The 25,745-nt window shown below is 42.8% G+C and carries 21 protein-coding genes; 1 reads left to right on the top strand and 20 read right to left on the bottom strand.

Annotated elements, in window-relative coordinates:
* Nucleotides 1–18 precede the first annotated feature (18 nt).
* The 10 genes from BXY41_RS02855 to BXY41_RS02810 all read right to left on the bottom strand — a co-directional run bounded on the left by BXY41_RS02855 (nt 19) and on the right by BXY41_RS02810 (nt 12,188).
* A complete protein-coding gene (locus tag BXY41_RS02855; RefSeq protein ID WP_104434355.1) occupies nt 19–831 on the bottom strand; it encodes an ABC transporter permease in 813 nt (270 codons plus the stop codon).
* 15 nt (nt 832–846) lie between these two features.
* Nucleotides 847–1,401, bottom strand: coding sequence for a dTDP-4-dehydrorhamnose 3,5-epimerase (rfbC, locus tag BXY41_RS02850; RefSeq protein WP_104434353.1), 555 nt, complete (start codon nt 1,399–1,401; stop codon nt 847–849).
* 284 nt (nt 1,402–1,685) lie between these two features.
* On the bottom strand, nt 1,686–2,648 hold the full coding sequence (locus BXY41_RS02845) for a hypothetical protein (protein ID WP_432765493.1): 963 nt from the start codon (nt 2,646–2,648) through the stop codon (nt 1,686–1,688).
* A gap of 221 nt (nt 2,649–2,869) precedes the next feature.
* Nucleotides 2,870–4,045, bottom strand: a complete 1,176-nt coding sequence (mmsB, locus tag BXY41_RS02840; RefSeq protein ID WP_104434351.1) for a multiple monosaccharide ABC transporter permease — start codon at nt 4,043–4,045, stop codon at nt 2,870–2,872.
* Nucleotides 4,035–5,639, bottom strand: a complete 1,605-nt coding sequence (mmsA, locus tag BXY41_RS02835; RefSeq protein ID WP_104434349.1) for a multiple monosaccharide ABC transporter ATP-binding protein — start codon at nt 5,637–5,639, stop codon at nt 4,035–4,037. The genes mmsB and mmsA overlap by 11 nt, the downstream gene beginning before the upstream one ends.
* A gap of 78 nt (nt 5,640–5,717) precedes the next feature.
* Nucleotides 5,718–6,881 (bottom strand): multiple monosaccharide ABC transporter substrate-binding protein, encoded by a 1,164-nt coding sequence (gene chvE / locus BXY41_RS02830; protein ID WP_104434347.1) that lies wholly within the window; start codon nt 6,879–6,881, stop codon nt 5,718–5,720.
* A gap of 144 nt (nt 6,882–7,025) precedes the next feature.
* Complete coding sequence (locus BXY41_RS02825) at nt 7,026–8,078, bottom strand: substrate-binding domain-containing protein (protein WP_104434345.1); 1,053 nt, start codon at nt 8,076–8,078, stop codon at nt 7,026–7,028.
* Nucleotides 8,079–8,082: 4 nt separating this feature from the next.
* Nucleotides 8,083–9,669 carry a response regulator transcription factor gene (locus BXY41_RS02820; RefSeq protein WP_104434343.1) on the bottom strand — a complete coding sequence of 529 codons (1,587 nt, stop codon included), beginning with the start codon at nt 9,667–9,669 and terminating at the stop codon, nt 8,083–8,085.
* A complete protein-coding gene (locus BXY41_RS02815) occupies nt 9,644–11,158 on the bottom strand; it encodes a sensor histidine kinase (RefSeq protein WP_104434341.1) in 1,515 nt (504 codons plus the stop codon). Before BXY41_RS02815 ends, BXY41_RS02820 begins: the two co-directional genes overlap by 26 nt.
* Complete coding sequence (locus tag BXY41_RS02810; protein ID WP_104434339.1) at nt 11,148–12,188, bottom strand: substrate-binding domain-containing protein; 1,041 nt, start codon at nt 12,186–12,188, stop codon at nt 11,148–11,150. The genes BXY41_RS02815 and BXY41_RS02810 overlap by 11 nt, the downstream gene beginning before the upstream one ends.
* Before the next feature lie 137 nt (nt 12,189–12,325).
* Here BXY41_RS02810 and BXY41_RS02805 point away from each other — a divergent pair, with 137 nt between their 5' ends.
* Nucleotides 12,326–13,375, top strand: a complete 1,050-nt coding sequence (locus BXY41_RS02805; RefSeq protein ID WP_104434337.1) for an AraC family transcriptional regulator — start codon at nt 12,326–12,328, stop codon at nt 13,373–13,375.
* Nucleotides 13,376–13,445: 70 nt separating this feature from the next.
* Here the strand turns inward: BXY41_RS02805 and BXY41_RS02800 are convergent, their stop codons facing one another.
* From BXY41_RS02800 to BXY41_RS02755, 10 genes are all read right to left on the bottom strand, one after another.
* Nucleotides 13,446–15,035, bottom strand: a complete 1,590-nt coding sequence (locus BXY41_RS02800) for an ABC transporter substrate-binding protein (RefSeq protein WP_104434335.1) — start codon at nt 15,033–15,035, stop codon at nt 13,446–13,448.
* 63 nt (nt 15,036–15,098) lie between these two features.
* Nucleotides 15,099–15,998 (bottom strand): carbohydrate ABC transporter permease, encoded by a 900-nt coding sequence (locus BXY41_RS02795; protein ID WP_104434333.1) that lies wholly within the window; start codon nt 15,996–15,998, stop codon nt 15,099–15,101.
* Nucleotides 15,999–16,008: 10 nt separating this feature from the next.
* Nucleotides 16,009–16,971: an ABC transporter permease gene (locus tag BXY41_RS02790; protein WP_242980021.1), complete on the bottom strand. Its 963-nt coding sequence runs from the start codon at nt 16,969–16,971 to the stop codon at nt 16,009–16,011.
* A gap of 66 nt (nt 16,972–17,037) precedes the next feature.
* The gene (locus BXY41_RS02785) at nt 17,038–18,081 is read right to left on the bottom strand and encodes a LacI family DNA-binding transcriptional regulator (RefSeq protein WP_104434329.1); all 1,044 of its coding nucleotides are present in this window, start codon (nt 18,079–18,081) and stop codon (nt 17,038–17,040) included.
* Nucleotides 18,082–18,372: 291 nt separating this feature from the next.
* Nucleotides 18,373–19,761 carry an NADPH-dependent glutamate synthase gene (gltA, locus tag BXY41_RS02780; RefSeq protein WP_104434327.1) on the bottom strand — a complete coding sequence of 463 codons (1,389 nt, stop codon included), beginning with the start codon at nt 19,759–19,761 and terminating at the stop codon, nt 18,373–18,375.
* Nucleotides 19,754–20,650, bottom strand: a complete 897-nt coding sequence (locus BXY41_RS02775) for a sulfide/dihydroorotate dehydrogenase-like FAD/NAD-binding protein (RefSeq protein WP_104434325.1) — start codon at nt 20,648–20,650, stop codon at nt 19,754–19,756. Before BXY41_RS02775 ends, gltA begins: the two co-directional genes overlap by 8 nt.
* A 167-nt stretch (nt 20,651–20,817) precedes the next feature.
* Nucleotides 20,818–22,620 (bottom strand): PucR family transcriptional regulator, encoded by a 1,803-nt coding sequence (locus BXY41_RS02770; RefSeq protein WP_341457786.1) that lies wholly within the window; start codon nt 22,618–22,620, stop codon nt 20,818–20,820.
* Nucleotides 22,621–22,635: 15 nt separating this feature from the next.
* Nucleotides 22,636–23,874 (bottom strand): M20 family metallo-hydrolase, encoded by a 1,239-nt coding sequence (locus BXY41_RS02765; RefSeq protein WP_104434323.1) that lies wholly within the window; start codon nt 23,872–23,874, stop codon nt 22,636–22,638.
* Nucleotides 23,875–23,888: 14 nt separating this feature from the next.
* Nucleotides 23,889–24,101 carry a hypothetical protein gene (locus BXY41_RS02760; RefSeq protein ID WP_104434321.1) on the bottom strand — a complete coding sequence of 71 codons (213 nt, stop codon included), beginning with the start codon at nt 24,099–24,101 and terminating at the stop codon, nt 23,889–23,891.
* 31 nt (nt 24,102–24,132) lie between these two features.
* Nucleotides 24,133–25,743, bottom strand: coding sequence for an L-lactate permease (locus tag BXY41_RS02755; protein ID WP_104434319.1), 1,611 nt, complete (start codon nt 25,741–25,743; stop codon nt 24,133–24,135).
* Nucleotides 25,744–25,745 lie beyond the last annotated feature (2 nt).

Genomic DNA, 25,745 nt, shown 5'->3' with positions numbered 1-25,745 from the left:
ATCCTCCATGGTAACTGCCTACAGCACATCGGAAAAATGCGGGCGCAGCTTTTTAAATACTTTCAGTCCTATTAAAAACAGGACAATAGTGACAAACCAGAAATAAAGACCAAGAGTTGGCCGTTCAGTAACCCAGTTCCCATATAACATGCTGTCACGATATCCGGCAACAATATAATAAACCGGATTTATTTTCAGCACGCTGGGAAGCCACTCAGGAGCATTCTTAAACATCTCCGGAGCCCACATAATCGGCACCATCCACATACCAAACTGCAGGCAGATACCCACAATCTGTGCCATATCCTTGAAAAACACATTGATGGCACTGGTAAAATAGGTAATAGCCAGAGACAACATGGAGGCAGCAAAGGTATAGTAAATGATCTGAAACCAGCTGGCCTTTGGCAAAAAGCCATAGCATAAAAATACTACAAACATAATAATAGCAAATATTCCATGTACCATCAGACAGGATAACATCTTAATAAATGGAAGAATCTCCACACGGAAAACTACCTTTTTTACCAGATAATTATATTCCTGCAGACAGTTAGTACCCATGTTTAAAACCTCACTGATAAAAAACCATGGTACAATGCCTGGTATTAACCACAGTACATAGGGAAATACCGCGATTGGTGGCACACTTTTAAATCCCAACTGGAAAACAAAAAAATAAACAAGAACCGTGGCAATCGGCTGCAGAAACATCCATGCAATTCCGAAATAAGAGCCTACAAAACGCTTCTTAAAATCTGCTTTTGCTAAATCCAGAATCAGTTTTCTTTTTATATAGATTTCTTTTAATAAGGAAACCAGATAATTCATGGTTTTCTCCTCTCGTTAAAATTTAAACGTATCCCGGATTCCGTCCCACTTCTTGTCTTTGTCGGATATAACCAGCTCCATACCTTCTGAAATAGGCCATTCAATACCGATTTCGGGATCACTCCAAAGAATTCCGCCTTCGTCGCCCGGATGATAAAAATCCGTACATTTATATGCAAATTCTGCTTCATCAGACAGAACTAAAAATCCATGTGCAAAGCCTTCTGAAATATAGAACTGCTTTTTGTTTTCTGCAGACAGTTCCACACCAAACCATTTACCATAAGTTTTGGAATTAGCTCTTAAATCAACTGCCACATCAAACACAGTTCCTCTCACTGCTCGTACCAGTTTTCCCTGGGGAAACTGCTTCTGAAAATGCAGCCCTCTAAGTACACCTTTTACGGACATGGACTGATTATCCTGTACGAAATTCATGGTCAGTCCTGCTTCGTGAAAATCATTCTGGTTATAGGTTTCCACAAAATATCCTCTGGAATCTGGAAATACAGTTGGTTCAATAACATAAAGCCCTTCTATCTCACATGTTGTTACTTTTATCTTTCCCATTTTTTATGCTCCTTTACATATCAAAACATTCTTTTACTTGTAGCATTCTACCACAACTCAGCCAAGATTTCTATATATAGGAAAATTTTTATTGGTTTAAGCCCGATTGACGTCTCATTTGTGATACATCTATGCATAAATGCCGCCCAACTGAAAAATTTCTGATGGACGGCGACTTTTATTACTCCTGAATGATTTTAGACAAAGATGCCGCCCGGCTGATGATTTATCAGCCAGACGGCAACGTTTATTATTTCTTAACTTTAACAATTATCCGATCAGATTCACGCACCGGTCCATGCACCATCGGTTCCTACATAATACCCATCCGGTGTTTCAGCGCTGGTATACATGGCACCGTTGTCTCCACAGTAATACCATTTTGCATTCCATAACACCCAGCCTGTTACCATATATCCATGTTCATTGAAATAGTACCAATATCCGTTAATATACTGCCAGTTACTAACTGTATAGCTTTTATCTGCATTACAGTACCACCAGCCCCTGTCATCCTTTAACCATGCACCGGTACTTGCTGAAGCTCCAGGACCGGAAGAATTGCTGGTGCTGACAGAACTGCTGGTACTGATCTCCTGGGCCACCGAAGAAGTCACGTACCAGGAATCCGACTCTTCCCAGCTTCCTTTATTGGAAGAATTATAGACGCCTCTTACTTTGAATGTATAATAGCCGCTGAAAGTAATATAACTGGAAAAATTATAGCTGGAACTGGTGGTGGTGAGCACAGAAGTCACTGTACTGCTCCCTCTGTAAAGCCTGATTTCATATTTTTTTGCATCTTCCGCCTCATCCCAGTTAGCCGTTCCAGTGGATTCATTCCACGTTAAATCACTGACATCAAGAGAATAACTGTCGCTGCTGTCATCGTCCAATGCGTCAAGAGTGATATAGACAATCAGTTCGGAACTGCTGCTCCTGCTTACAGAGGTAACTGTACCATCAGATCCGCTGATGCTTACACTGCTTTTGGAAAATCCACTGGCAAAATAGTAATCATCATCAGCCTCCAGATAAACCTTCAGTTTTGGCTTATCTCCATCTTCCCACTCATCATCAGGAGTATTGGAAACGGTTGTATCTTCCACACTGTATTTACTGGAACTGGTAGTAACTGTTACATCACTGGAACTGCTTCCTGTTTCTATGTCTGAATCAATGGACAGCGAGACACTGCTGATCGTGGTTTGAGTCGATGCCATAGAAGAAAGCGGATATAAGGTCATAAAAACTGCGGTACTCAATATAGCCATAGTCTTTTTATATTGAAACACGTCTGTTACCTCCTGCAATTTTAATCCGGGCCAAGATACCAGCCAGCGGTTTGTTCTGTTTTCTCCATAACAATTTATCACTCTATGCTTAAATCTGTCTTAAATATTACAGAGAATTCCAGAAACAGTAATTTTATGCAGAGACAACCGGTTTACTTCTAAAAACTATAAGCTTACTGCTTCACAATAAATGATTTTCTCTTACTTACCACATCAAATATAACTGCCGCCAAAAGAACGGTTCCCTTTACCACCTTTTGAAGGTTCTGATCCACACCCATAATACTCATACCCAGGTTTAAAACACCCATCAGCGTGGCGCCTACAATAACACCTGGTACGGTTCCTGTTCCACCATATGCAGAGGCTCCGCCGATGAAGCAGGCTCCGATGGCATCCATTTCGTAGTTATTTCCTGCGGTTGGGTTGGCAGAGTTTAAACGTGCCAGTGTTACCATGCCTGCTACGGCTGCCAGCAGACCCATATTTAAATAAGCAAGGAAATAAACCTTATTGGTGTCAATACCAGAAAGTCTGGTTGCCTTTTCATTTCCGCCCACTGCATAGAAATATCGTCCTGTGGTTGTTTTGGAAGATATGTAGCTGTAAATTCCGATGATTACTACAACCCAAATCAGAGCATTGGGGATTCCTTTGTAGAGAGACAGCTTATACATGAAGAAAAGTATTACTGCAGTCATCAATACCATTTTAATGATCATACTGTTTAGAGGATCTACCCGGTATCCCTTTTTCAGTTTTCTTTTTCTGGTGATCAGCTCTGATACTATAAAGATGCAACAGGCTATAATTCCTACAAGGAAGCAGGTGAGATTAAAGCCCTTCATGCCAAATACATCAGGAACATAGGTATTAAACAGATTTAAAAAGCTGTCCGGTACGGGAGAAAGGGTCATTCCCTGAAGGACTACGTTTGAAAGACCGCGGAAGATGAGCATTCCTGCCAGTGTTACGATAAATGGCGGGATTCGTACGTAAGCAATCCAGAAGCCCTGCCAGGCTCCAGCCAGTATGCCGATGATAATCATGGAAAAAAGGGAAAGATAAGGATTCATTCCCATCTTAATCATCATGCTTCCGCCTATGGCTCCTACGAAGCAGACCACAGAACCAACTGATAAATCAATGTTGCCGCCTGTCAGAATACAGAAGAGCATTCCGGTTGCCAGAATAAACACATATGCATTTTGCGCGATTAAGTTATTTACGTTCTGGGCAAGAAGCATTTTCCCTCCTGTATTTACCGTAAACAAGATTACGACTACTGCCAGAACGATTACCATCGTATATTTTTTTAGTGCTTCCGACATTTTTAATTTATTCTCCATCTTCTACTCTCCCTTCCTCTTCCATGCCCATGTTATCCGGGGTTAAAGGTATTCCCGAAGGATGCTTATCTGATTTTAAAATGCATGCCATGATTTTTTCCTGTGTGGCCTCCTGTGAGTTCATCTCTCCGACAATACGCCCCTCGTTCATGATATAAATCCGGTCAGACATACCGAGAATCTCCGGCAGCTCTGAGGATATCATGACAATGGATTTTCCGGCGGCAGCCAGTTTGTTTATGATACAGTAGATTTCATATTTGGCGCCTACGTCAATTCCTCTGGTTGGTTCGTCTAAAATCATAATATCCGGCTCTGCAAACATCCATTTGGATAAAAGAACCTTTTGCTGGTTTCCTCCGCTTAGGTTTCCTACAGTCTGTTCCACAGAAGGGCATTTGGTCTTTAGCTTATTAATATAATCTTCAGCAGCCAGAACTTCCCTGTCTTTGTCAATAATGGTTCGGAAGCTGACTGCACGCAGATTGGCAAGGGTGGTATTGATTCGTATGGGATTTCCTAGAATCAGGCCATTGCCTTTCCGGTCTTCCGTCACGTAAGCCAGCTTATGCCGGATTGCATCCCGCACGGAACGAAGATGGACTTCCTGACCGTGAATCTTTAACGTACCGGAAATATTTGCTCCATAGCTTTTTCCAAAAAGACTCATGGCAAGTTCTGTTCTTCCTGCTCCCATCAGACCGCAGATTCCCACAACTTCTCCTTTTTTTACATAGAAGGATACGTCGTTTACTAACTTACGCTCTGAATAAAGGGGATGGCTGGCATTCCAGTGTTCCACTTCCATGGATTTTTCACCGATTTGAATGCCCGTACGCTTGGGGAAACGGTCTACCAGTTCTCTTCCCACCATTCCTTTTATAATCCGGTCTTCTGTTACATTATCTGTCTTCCTGTTCAGTGTTTCTATGGTTGAGCCATCGCGGATAATGGTAATTTTATCTGCTACATAGGCAATTTCATTCAGTTTATGAGATATGATGATAGAAGTCATACCTTCTGCTTTGAACTTTTTCAAAAGGTCCAGAAGTGCTTTTGAATCATCTTCATTTAAGGATGCAGTCGGTTCATCGAGAATCAGCAGTTTTGCCTTTTTGGCAAGTGCCTTTGCTATTTCTACCAGCTGCTGCTTTCCTACTCCGATATCCTTAATAAGCGTATGGGAGGATTCGGAAAGTCCTACTGTTTTTAAATACTGATCAGCCTCCCCAAAAGTTTCATTCCAGTTGATTGCGAATTTCTTTCCTTTTTCATTTCCAAGATACATGTTTTCCGCAATTGTCATATAGGGAACCAGTGCCAGCTCCTGATGAATAATGACAATTCCTTTTTTTTCACTGTCACTGATATGACTGAATTTACAAATCTCTCCGTTATAAATGATATCTCCTTCGTAAGAACCGTAGGGATAGATACCGCTGAGTACATTCATCAGAGTGGATTTCCCCGCTCCATTTTCGCCCACCAGAGCATGGATCTCTCCTTCTTCTACCTGAAGGTTTACTAAATCCAGGGCTTTCACACCCGGAAACGTCTTGGTGATGTTTTTCATTTCCAAAAGTATATTTGCCAAGAATATCCCTCCCTCTTTATATATTCAGAGGACGGCTTTCATTGATAAAAGCCGTCCCCCATAAGGAAATCCGCCTGATTACTTTAACTGGTCCTCGGTATAATAACCGGAAGTGATCAGCATCTCTTTATAGTTGTCAACGGTAACAACCACTGGATCACAAAGATAGGTTGGAATGATTCCGGTTCCGTTGTCATAGGACTTGGTATCGTTGATTTCAGCTTTGCCGCCCTGCATAACGGAATCTACCATCTTAACTACCTGGGTAGCCAGAGTTCTGGTATCCTTAAATACGCTCATGGCCTGTTTTCCCTGGATCATGTTTTTTACGTTTGCGATATCGCAGTCCTGGCCTGTGATAATCGGATATTTTCCGGTGTAAGAAGAAGCAAGTGCATTTTCAACACCAAGAGCGGTGGAATCGTTGGAGCAGAGAACTGCGTCAAGTACGGTTCCGTCTGAATAGTTGCCTGCGATAATGGTATCCATACGGTTCTGAGCTTTCTCAGAATCCCATTTCTCGGTTGCTACCTGCTCAAATGCTGTCTGGCCTGATTTAACAACCAGTCTGCCGTTGTCTACATATTTCTTTAAAACATCCATAGCTCCTCCGAAGAAGAACTTGCAGTTATTATCAGCAGGATCGCCTGTGAAGAATTCGATGTTCTTCGGATCACCGGCTTTGTCAAGTCCAAGAGACTTTTCTAAATACTCGCCCTGTTTCTGGCCTACTTTGTAGTTATCAAAAGTAGCATAATATGTAACTGCATCTGAGTTCATGATCAGACGGTCATAAGCAATAACCGGAATTCCCATGGATTTTGCCTGAGAAAGCGGTTCTCCTAAAGAACTACCATCGATGGAAGCGATAACTAACATTTTGCAGCCATTGGAGATCATGTTTTCAATCTGGGAAACCTGGGTTTGAACGTCGTTGCTGGCATACTGTAAATCTACCTTATAGCCTGCAGCTTCCAGTTCTTTCTTCATGTTGGAGCCATCCTGATTCCATCTTTGTAAATCCTTGGTCGGCATGGCAACACCGATTAAAACTCCGTCTTTCTTTTCTGTTTTTGCTGCTGCGGTAGTGGTCTCTGCTGCTTTGGTTGTCTCAGCAGCAGCTGCCGTAGTGGTGGTCTCTGGAGCTTTGGTTTCCGGTGCCTTGCTTCCCCCGCTGCACCCAGCCAGCATTCCTGCCGTCATGGCAAGAGTCATTGCGACTGCTAAAAGTTTTCTTTTCATTGATAAATCCTCCTCCAATACTTGTTTTTGATATGCATATTTTAGCATGGAAGAATCAGGACTTGTTTGCCAACCGTTAGCACGGATTCATCCACATAAAAAAAGCCCTGGGTGAACAGGACTTTTTTAACTGGCAAAAAAATGCTACTGCTGTATGACATTTAAGTATACATCTTCCCTGGCATGAAAACCGCCCTGAATGATGACAGAATCCATGTTTTCCCGAGTCACTGCAACCGGATTCAGTTCCAGATACGGCACATCATAGGTTCCGTCGTTAATGGTCTGGTCGATTCCCGTTAAGGGCTCCCCCTTACCCAGCTTAACCGCATACTCCGCTGCCAGTCTGGCTTCCTCTTCCACCGACTTAAAAGCAGTCATATTCTGGGTGCCCTCCACAATCCGCTGACATGCCATTAAATCGCCGTCCTGACCAACAAGACACACCTTCCCTGCCAGCCGGTCTTCGGACAGCACTTTGAAAACCTGGGTGGCCAGATCGTCATTTCCACACATGATTCCCTTCACATCCGGATATTTTTCAAGTGCTTCTTTGGCATAATCGTAGGCGTGCTCTGCAAGCCAGCCCTCACAATTGTTCTGATACACTACATCTAAATTTTTACCTTCTAAAACGGAATTAAAGCCCTCACGGATCATTGCCACATTATGATCGGATTCCGGTCCCTGAATCATTATGACTTTTCCACCCTCAGGTATGTTCTGAACCAGATTTTCTGCCATCAGGCTCCCCACGCCCTTGTTGTCAAAGGAAATATACATATCACTATTTGCATTTAAAACCAGACGGTCATAGCTCATGGTCTTTATTCCTGCCGCCTTTGCTTTCTTCATCACATCTGACAGAGCCTCGCAGTCTCCTGCCACCACCACAATGACATCCATCTGCTTCTTAATAAAATACTGGATCTGCTCGATCTGTTCATTCACATCACCGTTGGCATTCTGTACATTGACTTCTGCACCCATTTCTTTTGCAGCAGAAACGAAGACATCCCGGTCTCTGATCCACCGCTCAATGACAAATGAATCAATGCTCAGACCGATCTGCAAAGGCCTCTCCCCCGCCTTTTCCTGTTCCTGCTCTGCAGTCTCAATTTTTGCCTGTCTGCACCCTGACATCAGAATACAACAGGCTAATCCCATCAGTAATAACCTCTCGCCCCACATTTTCATAACCTTACCTCTCCCTGTATTCGGTTGGTGTCATCCCTTCATATTTCTTAAAAATCCTGCTGAAATAATTGGGATCACTGTAGCCGGACATCACACAGATCTCTTTGATGCTGTATCTGGGATCCTCCAGCAGCCTTCTGGCGTTTTTGATTCTGGTCCTGGTCACATATTCTATGAAATTTTCCCCTACCTCCTGTTTGAACAGCTTGCTGAAATAATAGGGGCTGATGTCCACCATTCGCGATACGTCGTCAAGAGAAATGTCCCTGGCGTAGTTCTCGTCTATATACCCCTTGACCCTTGATACCACATTTTCAAATTCCCGCTCCCTGGAGGTACTGATCTTATCGCAGATATCCCTGGTTTTACTTAAGAACCAGCGCCGTACCCCTTCTCCGTCAGCTGCTTCCTTTAACTCTGCCATATAGTTTTCCCGGTAACGGAATCCGTAGCGGACATTCCCGGCTTCAAAAGCCCTCCGCTCCAGTCTCATCACCAGTTCCAGAACCTTGATTTCAATATTGGATCTCATGTCACCGTCATGTACCAGCATCCAGTCGAAAAATTCATTGGCACAGGATAACGCACCCTCCCGGTCTGCTTTCATGCCTCTTTGGAGGTACTGGTTCTCCAGATCAAGAGGATATTCCCCATCGTATTCCGCCACTGCGGGAATGTCGGTTATATGCACCACATGGCTGTCACTTTCTCTTAAGGATTTTAAGGCCTCCGTATAGGAATGGCGGATTTCGGCCAGAGGTTTCACAGATCCGATTCCGCCTCTGCACTTAATGTCCATGCTGTTTTCCAGCTTATGAATCATGTTCCTGGTCCTTGTGATCACCTCCACCCGCTTTTCGTACTGCATCTTTTCCTGATCAAAGGAAAGAAACAAAACCAGCCGGTTCCCCATGGCAGGACCGATGACACATTCAAAATAGTCCTTAAGAATCTCCCGCACCATGCTGTAATATTTATTGACCTTCACCCCTACTCCGATGGCATTGGTCATGGTTCCCCCTTCCATGCTGTCTCCAAATTCCAAAACCACGATGAAACCATAGGGCTTTCGGATATCAAGCATCTCCGGGTACCCGCTGTGAAAGGGGTCTGAATCTTCCTGAAGTATGGTGTAAATAAATCCGCTTTCGATCATGGGAACGACAATTTCCAGACGTTCTCTTATCTTTAGATCATCGCTGATCTTCTGCCTTGCTTCCTCAACCTGATGCATGGCCTTTACGCAGACATCGAGAATTTTCTTCTTATTAACCGGCTTCATAATGAATTCCATCACACCAAGGTTCACCGCTTCCTGGGCGTAAGAAAACTTATCAAAGGCTGTCATAATGATAAATACCATGGTCTGGTTAAATTTACGTATCTCCCGGATTGCCTGGATTCCGCTTAATCCAGGCATCTGAATGTCTACAAAAGCAATATCCGGGCGGAATTGACCGGCCTGTTCAATTACCGCTCTTCCTGTCTTTACGCAGACGATCTCACACTCACTTTTGAAGTTTGATTCAATAATACTGCGTATGGATTCCAGCATAATCCCTTCATCATCTGCTACCAGTATCCGAAACATGTATCTCTTCCCCCTTTTTAGGAATCCGCAAAATTACTGAAGTCCCCTGATCCTCCCCTTCACTGACAATAGAAAACAGTTCCTTTCTATTATAATAAAGCTCCAGACGGGAAATCACATTGTAAATACCGATTCCGGTAGATGCCGTATCTTCCTGGATTCTTACGCCTTCCTGTATCCGTTTTAATTTTTCTTTTTCAATTCCCTTTCCATTATCCTCAATGCGGATTTCTATGGCGTCTTCCTGGTTTTTCACAGTAAGACGGATATTTCCCGGCCAGCTGATATTCCGGATTCCGTGTGTTACTGCATTCTCTACCAGCGGCTGCAGGGTCATGCTGGGCATGGAATAGTCCAAAGCATCTTCCTCCAGGCTTGATTCATAGTGAATATCACCTGCGAACCGGACATTTAAAATGTAGATATAGTTTTCAACCGTACCTACTTCTTCCCGAATGGTGGCATCTTCCGCACCTTTTTTTACATTGTACCGAAAGAAATCTGCCATTTTTTCCATAAATACTGAGGTTTTCTCCGCATCCTCCATCATCGCCAGCTGTACGCCTGCATTGAGGGAATTAAACAGAAAATGAGGATTAATCTGGGACTGGAGATATCGTAAACGGGCTTCTTTTAAGTGATTTTCCATTAAAAGCTCCCGTTCTTTCATCTCCTGCTCTTTTTCTGCACTCTCTTTAATTTTATTCACGTAATCGGCCAAACTGTCCACCATTTGGTTAAAAGTCTTTGTTACAATCCCAAGTTCATCCCCCGAACGGATATAAGGTACTTTTACATGAAAATTTCCCTGTCCAACCAGCTTTGCCGTATGGGCCAGACTGGTGAGAGGGGTGACGATGTCCCTGGTCATCATCATCATGACAGTGAGGCTGATAATCATAACGATCACCAGTATAACAGAGCTGATCACCTCTAAATACTGGAGCGCCGCCTGAAGAGTCTGATAGCTGGCAGAGTTGTTCTTAAACTGTCTGCTGTTGAGAACAGCAATATCGTGGTTTATAAACTGGTAAAGCTTTAATGCGGATTCATAGGAGCTTTTGTATTTTTCTACATTCTGTCCCCGCTTTGCCTGTACCGTTTCATCTGTAACCGCCAGATAGCTGTCAGACATATTGCGGATATTTTTCTCCAGAAGCTGAACGGGGTTGTCCGTCACCAGCACATTCAGTCCATCTAAAAGTTTCCTGTAATCCTGTTCTGCGCGGTAATAATCTGTTAGAGACTCGGAGTCTTTTACCTGTAAGTATTTGTACATAAAGTTCTGAACATTGGTCAGCGCGTCGGATAATTCGTTTAGATTCACATTGCTCATATAAACGGAATTCATCCGTTCCACCATCTGATTGATCTGAGCATAGATAAACAGATTGCTGGCAAAGAGGACCACCGCTGTTACCGCGATTTCCAGAAAAAGCTTTCTGGTAATGGGTAAATTCTCCCAGATTGAATTTGGCTTATTTTTCATGGGCTTTTCGCTCCTGCCTCTTGTATTCCGGAACCTGTTCCTCTGTCACAAACTGCAGATCTACACTGTAAAAGGAATTGGTCCGCCCATCCTTTATGGATTCCGTCAGTGCCTGTACACTATATTTGCCCATCTGACTGGTATCAATACAGAGAGTCATCGCCATGGTTCCCTTCTCCACAGCCTCTAACGCTGCTTTTGATTTGTAATAACCAATCACCTGGGTTTTTCCCACTCTGTTATAGTCAATGACTGCCTGGTAAACCGCTTCCGTATCCACCTCATCCATGCATACAATCACATCCGGAGGTCCCTGTGCATTCTGAAAAAGGTTGCGGACAATCTCTTCTGATTCAAATGCTCTTCCGGAAGGAATCCTGATTTCTTCCACCTTGATTCTGTCTGCATTTTCTTTCGTAGTAACCATACGATTATTAATTTGATTAAAGATCTGAGCCTGATTGCTGTCTATGGAATTATCGTGGAGCAGCATCATAACCCGGGTAATACCGTCGTGGTTTGGAAGGATTTTTAAGATCTGATTTCCGTATTCCTGCCCAAGCTGGTAGGAATTGATCCCTACGTAACTTTTCCGCTCCGTGTTAGGGGCATCATTTAAAATGGTTACCACCGGAATTCCTTTCCTCGCCGCTTCATTGATCCGTTCTTCCAGCATTTGTTCTCCGGTAAATTCAAGTAGAATCCCATCCACTTTGGCAGCGATACTCATATCCATAAAATCCAGGGTGGAATACTCTGATGACTGGTTTTTCCCCTTCAGTTCTACATATGCATCGTATTGTGCTGCTTCTTCTTTCACACTCTGGTATACGTCATTCCAGAACTGGGAATCTAAATTGTCAATGATCATTACGTAATGATACCGGTATGTTACCGTGTTTTCCGCATGCTCCACCCCGATCTTCTTGAGCACATATCCATAAAAAGAGGAGGTTAAGAGTGTAAGAAACACGATTCCGGATAACCCGGCAAGCATTAAAAAAAGCAGACCCTTTTTCCCGTTTTGCATAGACTCCCCTCCAAGTCATTCAACTGTTTTATTTCATTATACTAGAATACATAGGAAAACAAAAGTAGGATAAATTTGCAATGGAGTAGCATTTTTTGTATAATGGCAGTAGTTAAATGGAAAGGCGGGATTCCCACATGTCTTCTTTACTGGAGCTTTGTAAACAGTTCACAGAGGGAGCAGCTTCACACCTGCCCAGTGAGCACGCAATTGGTAAGAGACTTGTTTGTCCTGAGTATTCAAAATCAGAACAGGAAGTAAAAACTTATCCTTTAATTAACAATGATAAATTATTTTTGGTGTGCTGGAATTTTACAGAGGGAGGACAGCTTCTTTCTACAATGAAGCCCTCCCCCTTATCGTTTTGTTATCATGGATCATTTCAGCACGGAGACAAAACACAGCTCCATACTCACGACTATCTTGAGCTGGCTTATATTGTTGAGGGGAAATTTTCTCAGAGAATTCTTGGCAGGGATATCACCTTTACAAAAGGCGATCTGTATCTGATTGATAAGAATTGTATTCACCAGGACTTTCTCCTTGATCAGCCTGCTGTGATCCTGTTTCTCGGTCTCTCCAATGACATTTTCGATGAAATCATGGTTGAACAAATATCGGCAAAGAAAATGATTTCCTTTCTGCAATCTGCTCTGCTAAAGCAAAAAAGCTTAAAACAATATCTTCACTTTAAGCCCATAGGAACTGTTACTACTCAGATGGAGTCTCATCTGATATCTCTGTTGAATGAGCTGGATTTAAACGATCCAGGTTCCCGTTTCATCTGCAAAGGAATGTTAATACGCATATTTCTGCTGCTGAGCACACGGTATGAATTTTCTCTTTCCAGTGAACAGAGAAGAACAATGAACTGGTTTATGTTTGAAGAAATTTCGGATTATATAAAAGATCATTATGCGACCGTAACCATACGGGACCTGGTGAATACATTTCATTTTCAGGAAGATTATTTTAACAGGCTGATTAAGGATAAAACAGGGTTAACTTATTCCGGATATGTACAGCAGATCCGCCTGTCAGCCGCAGAGCATATGCTGTTTCATACGCAAAAAAGCATTGATGATATAATCGAAACAGTTGGTTACCGTAACAAGGGTTATTTCTATAAGATATTTACGGAAAAATACGGTGCAACCCCCTCCGTTCTGCGAAGGAGTCATACATAAACATTGATTAAGGGACCGGAAAAGAAGCATACCCTGATGGGTTTCTTTTTCGGTCCCTGTTCTCATGCTATTATTTTCCTAACGCTGCCTTATAAGTATCCATGTTCTGCTGAATGGATTCTTTTACCTTATCATAGCCTGCCTCTTTCAGCTTTTCTCTCATTTCATCTACTGCTTTCCTGGGATCCGGGTACTTACCATATGCCAGCTGGGGAATGTACTCGGAAAGAACATTTGCCATTGCAGACATTTCAGCTTCTACCGAATTCTTATCTACAACCAGTCCGGTATAAGGATTATCATACGCAAAGGTATTATACATATCAATCATACCTTTCGTTCCATCCCACCACTGAACATCCTGCAGTTCCAGATCATCATTTCTTCCACACCAGTAATTGGAATCCAAAGAATCTTTACTCTTATCCCAGCCCTCCGGATGATCCAGCTTCCCATCGGATGTAATCGTATAATCGACTCCTTCAATACCATAGTTAATCAGCCTGTAACATGTCTCATCATTGCGAAGCAGATCATATACCATCAGCGCACGCTCGGGATGCTGGGAATTGGCACTGATCGCTGCTGCACCGTGTGTTTTTAATGGTTTGGAGACATTGTTATTTTCTGTTCCCCACCAGTACATTTTGGCATCGGATCCTGGCTGCTTCCGGTCCATACTTGGTCTGATCTTGGAATAGTAAGTCTGGGAATGATGTTCATCGGCTCCGGAAGTTCCGGCAAACATTGCCTCCCTGCAATCACCATCATAGTTAAGGACATCCTCTCTCCAGAATCCTGCATCATTCCACTTCTTCATCAGCTCTGCCGCATCATAGATTGTATCACTTTCCATATAGGGAGAGGTTACGGTAAATGGATCATCCTTGGAAACTCCCATCCAGAACTCATAATTGCCTACATTTACACTTGGAATTACAATATTGTCTGTTTTTGAGTTCAGATATCCACCCAGTAAACCACCGGGATTAATCTTCCCGCCTATATCCCACGGAATTACTCCTTCCTTATGATCCTTGATCCACTGGAAATAAGTTCCGATCTGCTCAAATTCTTTGATATCACCATTCTCAATTCCTGATTCTTTTGCCCAGTCGCCGCGGTAAAACAGGCCATGGTTGGTATACTGGGTATAATGATCTTCCGGAATAAAATAGATCTGATCCTGGTATTTGCAATACTTCCAGTCATCCATGGAAGAGACCTGTTCGTATGTCTTTGGAGCATACACTTTTAAAAGATCCTCAGAGAGGGGCATAAATGCACCCTTCTGGGTGTTTTCCCATGCATAAAGCCAGTCTGTAGCAGTTGTAATAATATCCAGACTCTTATCTCCGCTTAAAAGCTGAACATTATACTGAGTCTGCCAGTCAGCCCATTCCACATACGTCAGCTTAAGCTCTGCATTTACTTTTTCCTTCAGTACTGCATTGAGTTTCTCAAGCATGGCTTCACACCGTCCATTGCTGGGCTTATCACCTAATACCAGCATGTTGATCACCTCGTGTTTGGATGTATCAACTTTACCATCCGCTCCCACAGCAGCGCTTTTTTGCTTCCCTCCGCAGCCAGCAAGGCTCATAACCATAACCCCTGCCAATAGAGCTGCAGTAATTTTCTTAACTGCATGTTTCCTCATATTTTACCTCCCTTAAATAATTTATTTATTACCACACATGCCGTTTGGCATGCAGCAGTATGCTCAGCCTTTCACAGCTCCAATGGTTATACCTGATATAAAATATCTCTGAACAAACGGATACAGGAATATAATTGGTCCTGTAGCAACAACAGCAGTCGCCATCTTTAATGTGTTACTTGGCAGATCTGTAATTGTGATTGCCGCCCCTGCCATGGAACTTTTAAGCTGTGCTGCAGTGTTAATAATGCTGTACAGATAATACTGCAGTGGTTTATACGTCACCGCGGAACCAAGATACAGCATGGAGTTATACCATTCATTCCAGTACCCTAGTGCCAGAAACAGTCCTACGGTTGCAAGTGCCGGCTTTAACATGGGAAGAATGAGCATGATAAAGATTTTAAAATCATCCGCTCCGTCCATCTTACCGGATTCTGTAATTTCATAGGGCACAGATCTGGCAAAGTTCTTCATAAGAATAATCAGCCAGGGCGTCATTAAAAGCTGTAGAAATACTGCCATGTAGCTCCCCTTTAAGTTCAGATAGCGGGAAACCCAGATATATGTAGGCGCCATACCTGCAGAGAACAGGGTCGTAAAATAAATAAAGAAGGAAAGAGCATTTCGAAACGGAAAATCCTGTCTTTGTAAGGCATATCCAGTCATGGCAATAAGGAAAAGGCCTAAGATTGTTCCGAAAACAGTCATTGTAATCGTGACACCATAGGAACCAAGAATAACTTTGGGATATCGGAAAACCCATCCATAAGCAGTCAGACTAAAGCCCTTTGGCAATAACCCGAACCCCTCTCTTGTGATAATCCCTTCATCACTGAAGGAAGCTGATATCATAAGTAAAAATGGCATCAGACACATCAAAGAGAAAAACAAGACACAAATATAGGATATTATCCGGACAACAGCCGTACTGGCAGTCATCTTTACACCGTTCTTTTTCATAATCCGCCTCCTAGAATAATGCATAATCAGGATCAATCTTTCTGACCACCCAGTTGCTGAACATAACCAGAATAAACCCAAAAACAGACTGGTATAGCCCTACTGCAGAAGAGGTTGCAAAATTATTCTGATTCATCATTGTCCGGAATACAAAGGTCTCAATGATATCCGTATTGGGGAAAAGCTGAGAGTTGGCCGGACCAATCAGATTGTAGAACAGTCCGAAATTGCCCTTCATAATACCACCAAGTGCAAACAGCATCAGGATAATAAACGTTGGCTTTAAGCTGGGCAAAATAATATAACGGATTCTTTGCCAGCTGGTGGCACCGTCTACCTCAGCTGCCTCTATGATCTGGGAATCAATCCCACAGATGGCTGCAAAATATACAATAGAACCGTATCCGGTCTGCTGCCAGATATTACACAAAATAATAATAAATGGCCAGATACCTGCCATACTGTATATTTTTACCGGATTTGCCCCTGCCGAGCGAATCAGCGTATTTAAAGCGCCTGTATCATAGTTCAAAATATTAAATGCAAGAACTCCGATGAGAACTGCTGAAATAAAATATGGCAGAAACATGATTGTCTGTGATACCTTCTTAAACCAGCTGCACCTGATTTCATTTACCATAATAGCAAGTATGATCTGCAGGATATTTCCCAAAAGTATAAATGCCAGATTATAAAGAACTGTATTTCTTGTAAGTGCCCATAACTGACCGGATTTAATAAGAAATTCAAAATTTTTAAATCCAACAAACGGACTGCCGAAAATTCCGTCACGGAAATTATAATTGGTAAATGCTATGTATACGCCCGGCAATGGACAATAAAAGAATACAATAAAAAACAATACCGCCGGAAGGCACATAAGGATTAAGATCCGATTATCTCTGATTACTCTCCCGACTGGTTTTCTATGCGGCAATGCCTGCACTCCCTGTTTTTTTCCTTTTGCTTTCAACCTCATATCCTCCCTGTTCCTGTTGTAATTATTATTTTTGAAACCGGTTTCAAACTAAGGGTAAATTTAAATGCCTTTGTTTAAACTCCGGCATGAGTCTCTTATGATCAGTTCTGTAGGTATGATCTGAATCTTTTGGGGCTTTCCCCCCTCTAAAACGGCAAGAGCCGTATCAATCAGCGTTTTCCCATACTGATCATAATTGTAGTCCATGCTGGTCAGACGGGGAACACTGGTTTCAGCAAGGATTGTATTGTCAAAGCTGACCAGTGAGATATCCTCAGGAATACCAATGGAATGCTCTCTTAATGACTGTATTATTCCAAGTGCAGTTAAATCATTAATTGCAATCACTGCGCTTGGCAGCTTTCTGGTACTCTCAATCAGGCTGTTCATGCCCCGGTATCCTGATTCCATGGAATAATCACCGGTTTCAACAAGATAGTCCGGACAAAATTCAATTCCGTGCCTGTGCAGCATGCTGCGGTAGCGGGTCCTCTTTGTATAAGTGGAATCTACCTCTTTCCTGCCTCCTATCATGCAGATATCATGATGGCCATTAGAAATTAAATATTCCATGATCCGATCTATGGCTTCACTGTTATCTAAGTTTACCTGATAGCAATCGCTGCCATCCAGCTTTCCAGTAATCACCACAGGCATTAATTTGCTGATATGATTGATGCGTTCTGCGTATACTTCATCAGTGATCAGTTCATCAACTCTGCCTCCCATAATGATTAGAGCATCAATCTGCTGACTGATCATTTTATAGAGGCGCTGCTCCTCCAACTCCATATCGTTCATATAATTACTGAGCATCAGGCTATAATCCCTATCATGTGCCGCCTGCTCACATTCCACCGCCAGCCCCGCATAAAACGGATTGCGGATATCCGGTATCAGAACCCCTATGATTCCGGACCGGCTGCTGGTAAGCCCCCTTGCCATTGCATTGGGACTGAAGTGGTATTTGGAAATAAGTTTCTCCACTTTTTTCTTCTTCTCGTCACTTACATTGGCTTTCTGTGTTAAAACCCTGGATACTGTGGCAGGGGATACTCCCGCCTCCTCAGCAATTCGATAAATGCTTACCTTGTCTCTCTCCATATCAGTTCCGCTTTCTGCTGTACTCCTGCCAGGTTTATTGGGTGAAACCGGTTTCTCGGAAATTTCAGAATCAGATCACCACAATTTTCAAAGTATTTTGTATAATAGTATCAATCAGATGCCTTTATTATATTTTTATTTGTGCAATATTATAATTACGTAACTCTGCAACTGAGATGATAAAGTTACCAATTCCGACAAGTTATTGTAAAAAACAGTGCTTCAAAAATGATATTTGGAAACCTGCCACTTAGCAGAGTCTGCAATCCATCATGATTGAAGCACTGAACTTTATTTATTCTTTAAATATTCGTCAATCCCTTTTGCACCGGCCTTTCCTGCTCCCATTGCCAGAATAACCGTTGCGGCTCCTGTAACGGCATCACCGCCTGCAAACACACCTTCTTTTGTGGTCTGTCCGTTTTCTTCATCTGCAATAATACATTTCCACCGGTTCATATCCAGGCCTTTTGTGGTGGAAGAAATTAGGGGATTGGGGGAGGTACCCAGAGACATGATTACTGTATCTGTTTTTATCTCATACTCTGATCCCGGTATTTCCTCCGGGCGTCTTCTTCCTGATGCATCTGGTTCTCCAAGCTGCATCTTAACCACCTTCATGCCTTTTACATAGCCATTCTCATCCACAAGTATCTCTTTTGGATTGGTTAGAAGATCAAAGATAATTCCCTCTTCCCTGGCATGATGGACTTCCTCCGCTCTGGCTGGAAGCTCTGCCTCACTTCTTCTGTAAACAACATGTACACAGGCGCCAAGCCTTGCTGCTACTCTGGCTGCATCCATGGCAACATTACCACCGCCTACTACGGCAACGTTTGTTCCGGCAAATATGGGAGTATCATAATTCTCATCAAATGCTTTCATCAGGTTGGCTCTTGTTAAATATTCATTGGCGGAGAAAACACCGTTTGCATTTTCTCCCGGAATCCCCATAAACATGGGAAGTCCGGCGCCGGAACCTATGTAAACAGCTTCAAATCCCTCATCTTCAAACAGCTGATCTATTGTTGTTGATTTTCCAATGACCACGTTGGTCTCGAATTTTACACCCAGATCTTTTACCTTTTCAATTTCTTTTGCTACGACTTTTTCTTTTGGAAGACGGAACTCCGGAATTCCATATACAAGCACCCCTCCTAATTCATGAAGTGCCTCAAAAACCGTTACATCATATCCCTGCTTTGCCAAATCTCCTGCACAGGTAAGACCGGAGGGGCCGGAACCGATCACAGCTACCTTATGTCCGTTCTTTTCCTTGGAGGAGTCTGGCCTGATGTCATGTTCTAAGGCATAATCTGCTGCAAACCGTTCTAACTTACCAATGGAAACAGGCTCCCCTTTAATCCCACGGATGCATTTTCCTTCACACTGGGTTTCCTGGGGGCAGACACGTCCGCAGACTGCAGGCAGGGCTGAAGATTTGCTGATTACCTTATATGCTTCTTCTATATTACCTTCCTGAATTTCTTTAATAAATCTGGGAATATCAATAGCTACAGGACAGCCATCAATACATTTTGCATTTTTACAACCGAAACATCTGGATGCTTCTCTCACTGCTTCTTCCTGATTATATCCTTCACAGACTTCTTCAAAATTTGTAACACGTACCTTTGCTTCCTGTTCTCTGACAGGTACTTTCTTTAACATATCAGCCATTTGTACTCTCCTCGCAGTTCCCGCAGCCCCCGTGATGTGTGTTTCCTTCCTGCTGTTTTAACATGACACGACCTTCCTCTGTTTTATACATCTGGCTCCTTTTGATTGCCTGGTCAAAATCCACCAGATGTCCGTCAAATTCCGGTCCGTCAATACAGGCAAATTTAACCTGATCTCCCACCATAAGGCGGCATGCACCACACATTCCTGTGCCGTCCACCATAACCGGATTCATACTGACAACTGTTTTTAAATCATACTTTCTGGTCAGCAGGCATACAAACTTCATCATAATCATGGGCCCGATTGTTATACAGGCATCGTATTTCTTTCCCTGGTTCTGGATTAAGTCCTCCATAACGTTAGTCACAAGACCGGATCGTCCGTAAGAACCATCATCGGTTGTCACATACAGATTACCAGAGACTTTTTTAAGCTCATCTTCCAGAATAAGCATATCCTTTGTCTTTGCTCCGATGATCACGTCTGCCTCAATTCCATTCTCATGCAGCCACTTTACCTGAGGGTAAACTGGTGCAGCACCTACACCTCCCGCAACAAAAAGGAGCTTTTTATGTTTTAATTCTTCCAGATCTTCATGGACTAAATCAGAAGGATTTCCTAAAGGTCCTGCAAAATCACGGAAACTGTCATTTTCTTTTAAATCTGCCATCTTTACGGTGGAAACTCCTACTTCCTGGAATACAATGGTAATTGTTCCCTCCACCCTGTTATAATCACAGATCGTAAGCGGGATTCTCTCACCATTCTCTCCCATTTTTACGATTACAAACTGTCCTGGCTGGCAATTGGCTGCAATGCGCGGCGCATACACATCCATAAGAACTATTTTATCTGCCAGCTTTTGTGCTTTTAATATTCGATACATCATCTTCTCCCTTCTTTTGTGACCCGCTTTTTCCCATAATAATCGCTTTATTCTTACCGGATTATTTCTATCATAACCAGTATAGATAATTTATTAACACTTTGCATCGGAGCATGATGACAAAAAAGGAAAAGCGGTTTATCCAACCTGGATAAACCGCTTAAAGTCTATTTCTTGTTATAGTTTTCAATCATTCTGTAAACGACAAGACCGATTCTTACCGCCAGCCTTTCGTTGGCATTATCAAAATCAATCCCTGTTATTTTAGCAATTTTTCCAATCCGGTAAGCTGCTGTTTTATAGTGAACGTATAAGTCCTGAGCCGTCTTGGAAAGATTCTGATTGTAGTTTAAATAAGTCTTCAGCGTTATGATAAGATCTTCCTGCTGGGGTTTTTTATAGTTAAACAGTTTCTGAAGGGATTCCGGAACATATTCCATTAAAAGCGCCGGATCGTCGACCTGACAAAGGAGCTTAAAGATTCCCAGATCGGAAAACATCATGATATAGGCGTTCCCCTCATAGGAGATATCCGCTGCAATGTCAATAAAAGAAAATGCATCTGCAGCTTCCTTATATGACCCCTCCAGCTGCATGATTCCCTCTACGATCTTGCCTGCACCTGCCTTTACCACAAGCTTTTTGTTATGCTGTGCCATACCTGCCTGAACCTTACTCCACATCTCTTTTAAATCTTTGCGGTACTCGGCCTGGGTCCGGTTTGGATTGGCAGTTTTTATGGCAACCACTTTGTCCATATCCGTATGTACTTTTACATCAGTCAGCCTCTGTCTAACCACGTCTTCCAGCCAGTTGATCTGCTGAAGCTTTTCATTCATTTTCTTCTGGGTGCTTCCTTCATAAGTGACTCCAAAGACAATCACACGGTAATGTCCATTGGGGTCCATACCAAGGAGGCTGGCATTCTTTTTCAGTTCATCCGCAGAGGTGACTTTTCCGTTGAGAATATTGTTTAATAAGTCGTGCTGGTACTTTTTTTCAAGTTTTGAGACGGCAAACTTTCTTGAGAATTCATATTGAAGGGCAACAATGGCATTTTCCACCGCAATGCAGTCCATCATATTAAATTTATCGTATTTTTCCGTTATAACAAGATACATCTGTATTCCCACATTCAAATTCATTCTGACAACATAACAGGGGTACTCCCCCTCCTGCCTGGTATACTCGTAATTGGAGAAAATACCCGGATCAAACTCAGCTGCCTTAGGGGATAATTCAAATTCATATTCCTCGCTGCCAGTCGCCGCATAACAGGACATATCCTGATTATAAAGAGCAATGGGATTGCGGATCAGCTTATTTAACATATCGAGAATATCCCCTACCGGATTCTTCTTATAGCTATTGGAAAGGGATAACGCCATAAAATTATCATGAGTGGTTTTATAATACTTTAATTTTGTCACTTCCTCATTAAAAAGCCGTTCCATGACCAGTGACATAATGGTCTGGAACGAGACTTCAAAAGAGACTTCAATCAATGGAATCCCGAAGTTTTCTGCGTATTCCCGTAGAAGGACAATCTTACTTTCCACGCCTTCCACCAGTTTTCTCTTTTTTAAAATCAGTCCGCTGACATTCTTCTTCTCAAGTTCGGAAATATAGAATTTAAATTCTTCAATGGTACAGGAGTTAAATGCATATAAACCAGTCAGCAGCAGTTCTCCTCCATTAATAAACTTAACAATATCCGGTGCCTCAATGATTGTCGCGCCCTTAATTTCCTTCCGTAAGCCACTCTCTCCGCAAATCAGAGTCATTTTTCCCAAGTTCTCCGTTTTGAGAAATTCTTCTACTGTAAATTTCATTTCCTTCTTTGCCCAGCCCCTTCTTATTATTTTTTCTCCTTTATCAGTATAACATAATGCAGCAGTAACTGGTAGTTCATGCAAGAAAGGCCGGGCTTTCCTGCCCGGCTGATTCCCTGCTGTATATAAACGTCTCATTGCCCCCCGGCTCATTTATACAAGCAGTTTTATTGCAAGTTCTTCCATTATAATAGAAGCTTTGGCGAAATCGCTGAATTTCGTAAATTCTACCGGACAATGGCTTCTTCCATCCTTGCTTGGTACAAAAAGCATTACGGTTGGTATTACCTGTCCGATTTCCAGTGCGTCATGTCCTGCTCCGCTTGGAAGATACTCATAGCTGAAGCCATGTTTTCTGCAGCTTTCTTCCATCGTCTTCAGCATTTCCTTGGATAAGTTCACAGAAGTAATGGTAAGTTTATTGTCCATTTCGTAACTGCCCCCGATCGCTTTCACTTCCCGATCTAAAGCGGCACGGATTCTTTTCGCAATGTCATTGATGTGTTCGTTGTTTCTGGACCGGATATCAACGGTAAACTGGCATTCTTCCGCTACGATATTCATACCGCCCGGTACCGTATTGATATAGCCAACTGTTGCAACGGTTCCATCGGCTTTTTCTCTTGCCCAGTCTGCTATTTTTGAGATAACCTTAGAAGCTGCATCCACCGCATCCTTTCTCATGTCCATGGGAGTTGTTCCCGCATGGTCTGATCTTCCGTGTACGGTGACCATATATCTTTGAATTCCAACAATGCAGTCCACCAGCCCCAGCTCAATTCCTTCTGCATCAAGAACTGGTCCCTGTTCAATGTGGGTTTCCAGGAAATACCCGATGGAACCGATTGGCCATCTGGCTTCTTCCACTCGTTCAGGATCCAGACCGTATTCTTTCATGGCGTCATAGATGGAAATGCCATCGGTGTCTTTGTATTTCCTGCAATACTCTGCATTCCTGTTTCCCAACATTGCACCGGAACCAAAATAACCGGTTCCAAACCGCATGCCCTCTTCATCACAAAATCCAACAACAACAAAGTTTCTTTTTGGTGTCAGGTTTTTGCTCTTTAATTCCCGTGCAACTTCGATTGCACATACGATTCCGGCAATGCCGTCAAAATCTCCGCCATTTACTACGGAATCGTAATGAGATCCCATCATAACACAGGGCAGATCAGGATCTTCCCCCTCAAGAATTCCAAATACATTTCCTGCCGCATCTTCCTGTACCTGAAGTCCGGCTTCTTCCATAACTGTTTTAAGATAATTCACCGCATCTCTGGACTCTTTTGTAAAAGGAAGACGGGTGCATCCTTCTCCCGGAGTCGCAGTAAACTTTTTTAAACATTCCAAATCCTTGGCAATTCTGCCTGTTTTTTCTGCAACAGCCATTTATTTACCCTCGCTTATTTTGATTTATCGTATTTCCGGCAATCGTAAATATACTTTTTACAAGGTGAATAAAGCATTGCAGCAATAATAATTACTAAACCAGAGAAGCACAATACTTTATTGGCATGATTAAGTCCAACTATTATTGTAACAAATGCAACCATAATTGCAAGAAAGGCAATGGTTAATCCCCCTTCTTTTGTCCGAAAAAAATCATTCTTTTTCATCTCACATTTACTTTCACTTTCTATGTATTTCCTAAATTGCCAGCATGAAGAACAAAAATACCCCAATTGCAATTGTTACTGGAACTGTAACCATAAGAATTCTTTTTAATACTTCCCCTTCGCTTCCAAGAATATTGGCCGTAGTGGTTCCCAGTATGATTTTGCTTGGACTGACCGCACTTCCGATGGAACCTCCGGCTGACTGTGCTCCCAGAACCGCTGCAGGATTCACATGCAGAAGATTTGCTGTGGTCATCTGGAATCCTCCGAATAAAATATTGGAACTCATGTTGCTTCCAGTCATAAATGTGCCTAAAAGCCCCACAAAAGGCACCAGAGCGATATATGCTTTTCCCAGCACTTTTGCAATTCCATCTGCCAGAACTGCAGTCTGTCCCGTTCCGTCCATGATCTTAGACATAATAACCAGACCGATTACCGCAATTCCCGAAGGCATGGTCATAGATACCGATTTGACAAATACACGCTTTGTTCCTCCCTCTTTGATCCAGCCATTCTTCTTGTAATAAATCAGTCCGGCAAGGGAAGATACCAGCAGGAAAAAGCTTGCATGGGTAAATGGGGACAGCGGAGAGAAGCTGCTGCTTGCTTTGTTTACATGTCCGTATCCGGTTACTGTCTCCGGGAATGCAAAACCAAACTGAAACTTTCCTAAAAGATCATGTACCGGTTTTATGGTTAGAACAATCAGAGTAATCGCTGAAAGAAGAAAATAGGGAACAAACGCCTGTACAAGGGTCATACCCTGGGGAAGCTCTTCCCCTTCCTGCTTCGTAAATTCCCGGTTCATAATTGGACTGTCTTTCAGGCTCCATTCCTCTTTGTACATCCGGGTTCTTCCCAGAAGAAGGATCACAATTAAAGAGATGCAGGAGGGGACAAAACAGGAAATGGTTGTATTAACCTGGGTCAGCAAAAGCTGTCCGCCTCCCTGAATCAGGGATATTAACATTACGGCTGCCAGACCTTTCTTAACAGCCCTGCCTTTTCCGTAAAACCAGCATACCACAACTCCTCCCACAACGTTCCAGAACCAGATAAAAACGGCGGTCCAGAATGCAGTTAATAAGTATTCTTTGCTGCCTGCCTCCAGATTTACGCTCATGGCCAGGGAATCCCATGCAACTCCCAGTGTTCCGAAGGTATTTCCCCATGCCTGTCCAAGCAGAGGGATAATAACTGCCCAGATTGGGTGAACACCGATTCCGATTAAAAGCGGGGCACCCACTGCAACGGGAACCCCAAAGCCTGTGATTCCCTGGAGAAAGCTTTCAATCACCCAGCCCATGGCAAATACCAGAAGCAGCTCGTTAGGCAAAAGCCTTCTCATTCCATCCCGGATAACCAGAAAGGCTTTTGCTTCGTCTCCCACCTGGTACAAAAGGATTGCTGTCCAGACAATAATGAGAATAATCAGTGCATTCCAGATGCCCTTTGCACTTTCCGCCGCAATGACTGTGACACCTGCCTTAAAAAGAAATACTCCTGTAACGACTGTAATCATAAGTCCAACTGCCGCAGCCTCCGTTGCACCCCAGTGAAATTGAATCATCAGGATTATGAGTGCAATAATTGGCAGAAAAGCCATTGCCCATGTAAATAGATTTACTGGTATATTCATTT

The organism is Lacrimispora xylanisolvens, from assembly GCF_002934545.1.
GTDB lineage: Bacteria > Bacillota > Clostridia > Lachnospirales > Lachnospiraceae > Lacrimispora > Lacrimispora xylanisolvens.
This window is presented reverse-complemented; position numbering and strand designations above follow the sequence as displayed.

Bases quoted from the DNA above. Each gene is read 5' to 3' on its own strand.
- mmsB (WP_104434351.1), bottom strand. From the start codon at position 4,045: ATGGAGAATAAATTAAAAATGTCGGAAGCACTAAAAAAATATACGATG.
- rfbC (WP_104434353.1), bottom strand. From the start codon at position 1,401: ATGGGAAAGATAAAAGTAACAACATGTGAGATAGAAGGGCTTTATGTT.
- BXY41_RS02800 (WP_104434335.1), bottom strand. From the start codon at position 15,035: ATGAGGAAACATGCAGTTAAGAAAATTACTGCAGCTCTATTGGCAGGG.
- BXY41_RS02825 (WP_104434345.1), bottom strand. From the start codon at position 8,078: ATGAAAATGTGGGGCGAGAGGTTATTACTGATGGGATTAGCCTGTTGT.
- BXY41_RS02785 (WP_104434329.1), bottom strand. From the start codon at position 18,081: ATGGAGAGAGACAAGGTAAGCATTTATCGAATTGCTGAGGAGGCGGGA.
- BXY41_RS02770 (WP_341457786.1), bottom strand. From the start codon at position 22,620: ATGAGACGTTTATATACAGCAGGGAATCAGCCGGGCAGGAAAGCCCGG.
- BXY41_RS02845 (WP_432765493.1), bottom strand. From the start codon at position 2,648: ATGACCTTATATCCGCTTTCTTCTATGGCATCGACTCAAACCACGATC.
- gltA (WP_104434327.1), bottom strand. From the start codon at position 19,761: ATGGCTGATATGTTAAAGAAAGTACCTGTCAGAGAACAGGAAGCAAAG.
- BXY41_RS02765 (WP_104434323.1), bottom strand. From the start codon at position 23,874: ATGGCTGTTGCAGAAAAAACAGGCAGAATTGCCAAGGATTTGGAATGT.
- BXY41_RS02755 (WP_104434319.1), bottom strand. From the start codon at position 25,743: ATGAATATACCAGTAAATCTATTTACATGGGCAATGGCTTTTCTGCCA.
- BXY41_RS02795 (WP_104434333.1), bottom strand. From the start codon at position 15,998: ATGAAAAAGAACGGTGTAAAGATGACTGCCAGTACGGCTGTTGTCCGG.
- BXY41_RS02775 (WP_104434325.1), bottom strand. From the start codon at position 20,650: ATGTATCGAATATTAAAAGCACAAAAGCTGGCAGATAAAATAGTTCTT.
- BXY41_RS02815 (WP_104434341.1), bottom strand. From the start codon at position 11,158: ATGAAAAATAAGCCAAATTCAATCTGGGAGAATTTACCCATTACCAGA.
- BXY41_RS02810 (WP_104434339.1), bottom strand. From the start codon at position 12,188: ATGCAAAACGGGAAAAAGGGTCTGCTTTTTTTAATGCTTGCCGGGTTA.
- BXY41_RS02805 (WP_104434337.1), top strand. From the start codon at position 12,326: ATGTCTTCTTTACTGGAGCTTTGTAAACAGTTCACAGAGGGAGCAGCT.
- BXY41_RS02855 (WP_104434355.1), bottom strand. From the start codon at position 831: ATGAATTATCTGGTTTCCTTATTAAAAGAAATCTATATAAAAAGAAAA.
- BXY41_RS02820 (WP_104434343.1), bottom strand. From the start codon at position 9,669: ATGTTTCGGATACTGGTAGCAGATGATGAAGGGATTATGCTGGAATCC.
- BXY41_RS02760 (WP_104434321.1), bottom strand. From the start codon at position 24,101: ATGAAAAAGAATGATTTTTTTCGGACAAAAGAAGGGGGATTAACCATT.
- chvE (WP_104434347.1), bottom strand. From the start codon at position 6,881: ATGAAAAGAAAACTTTTAGCAGTCGCAATGACTCTTGCCATGACGGCA.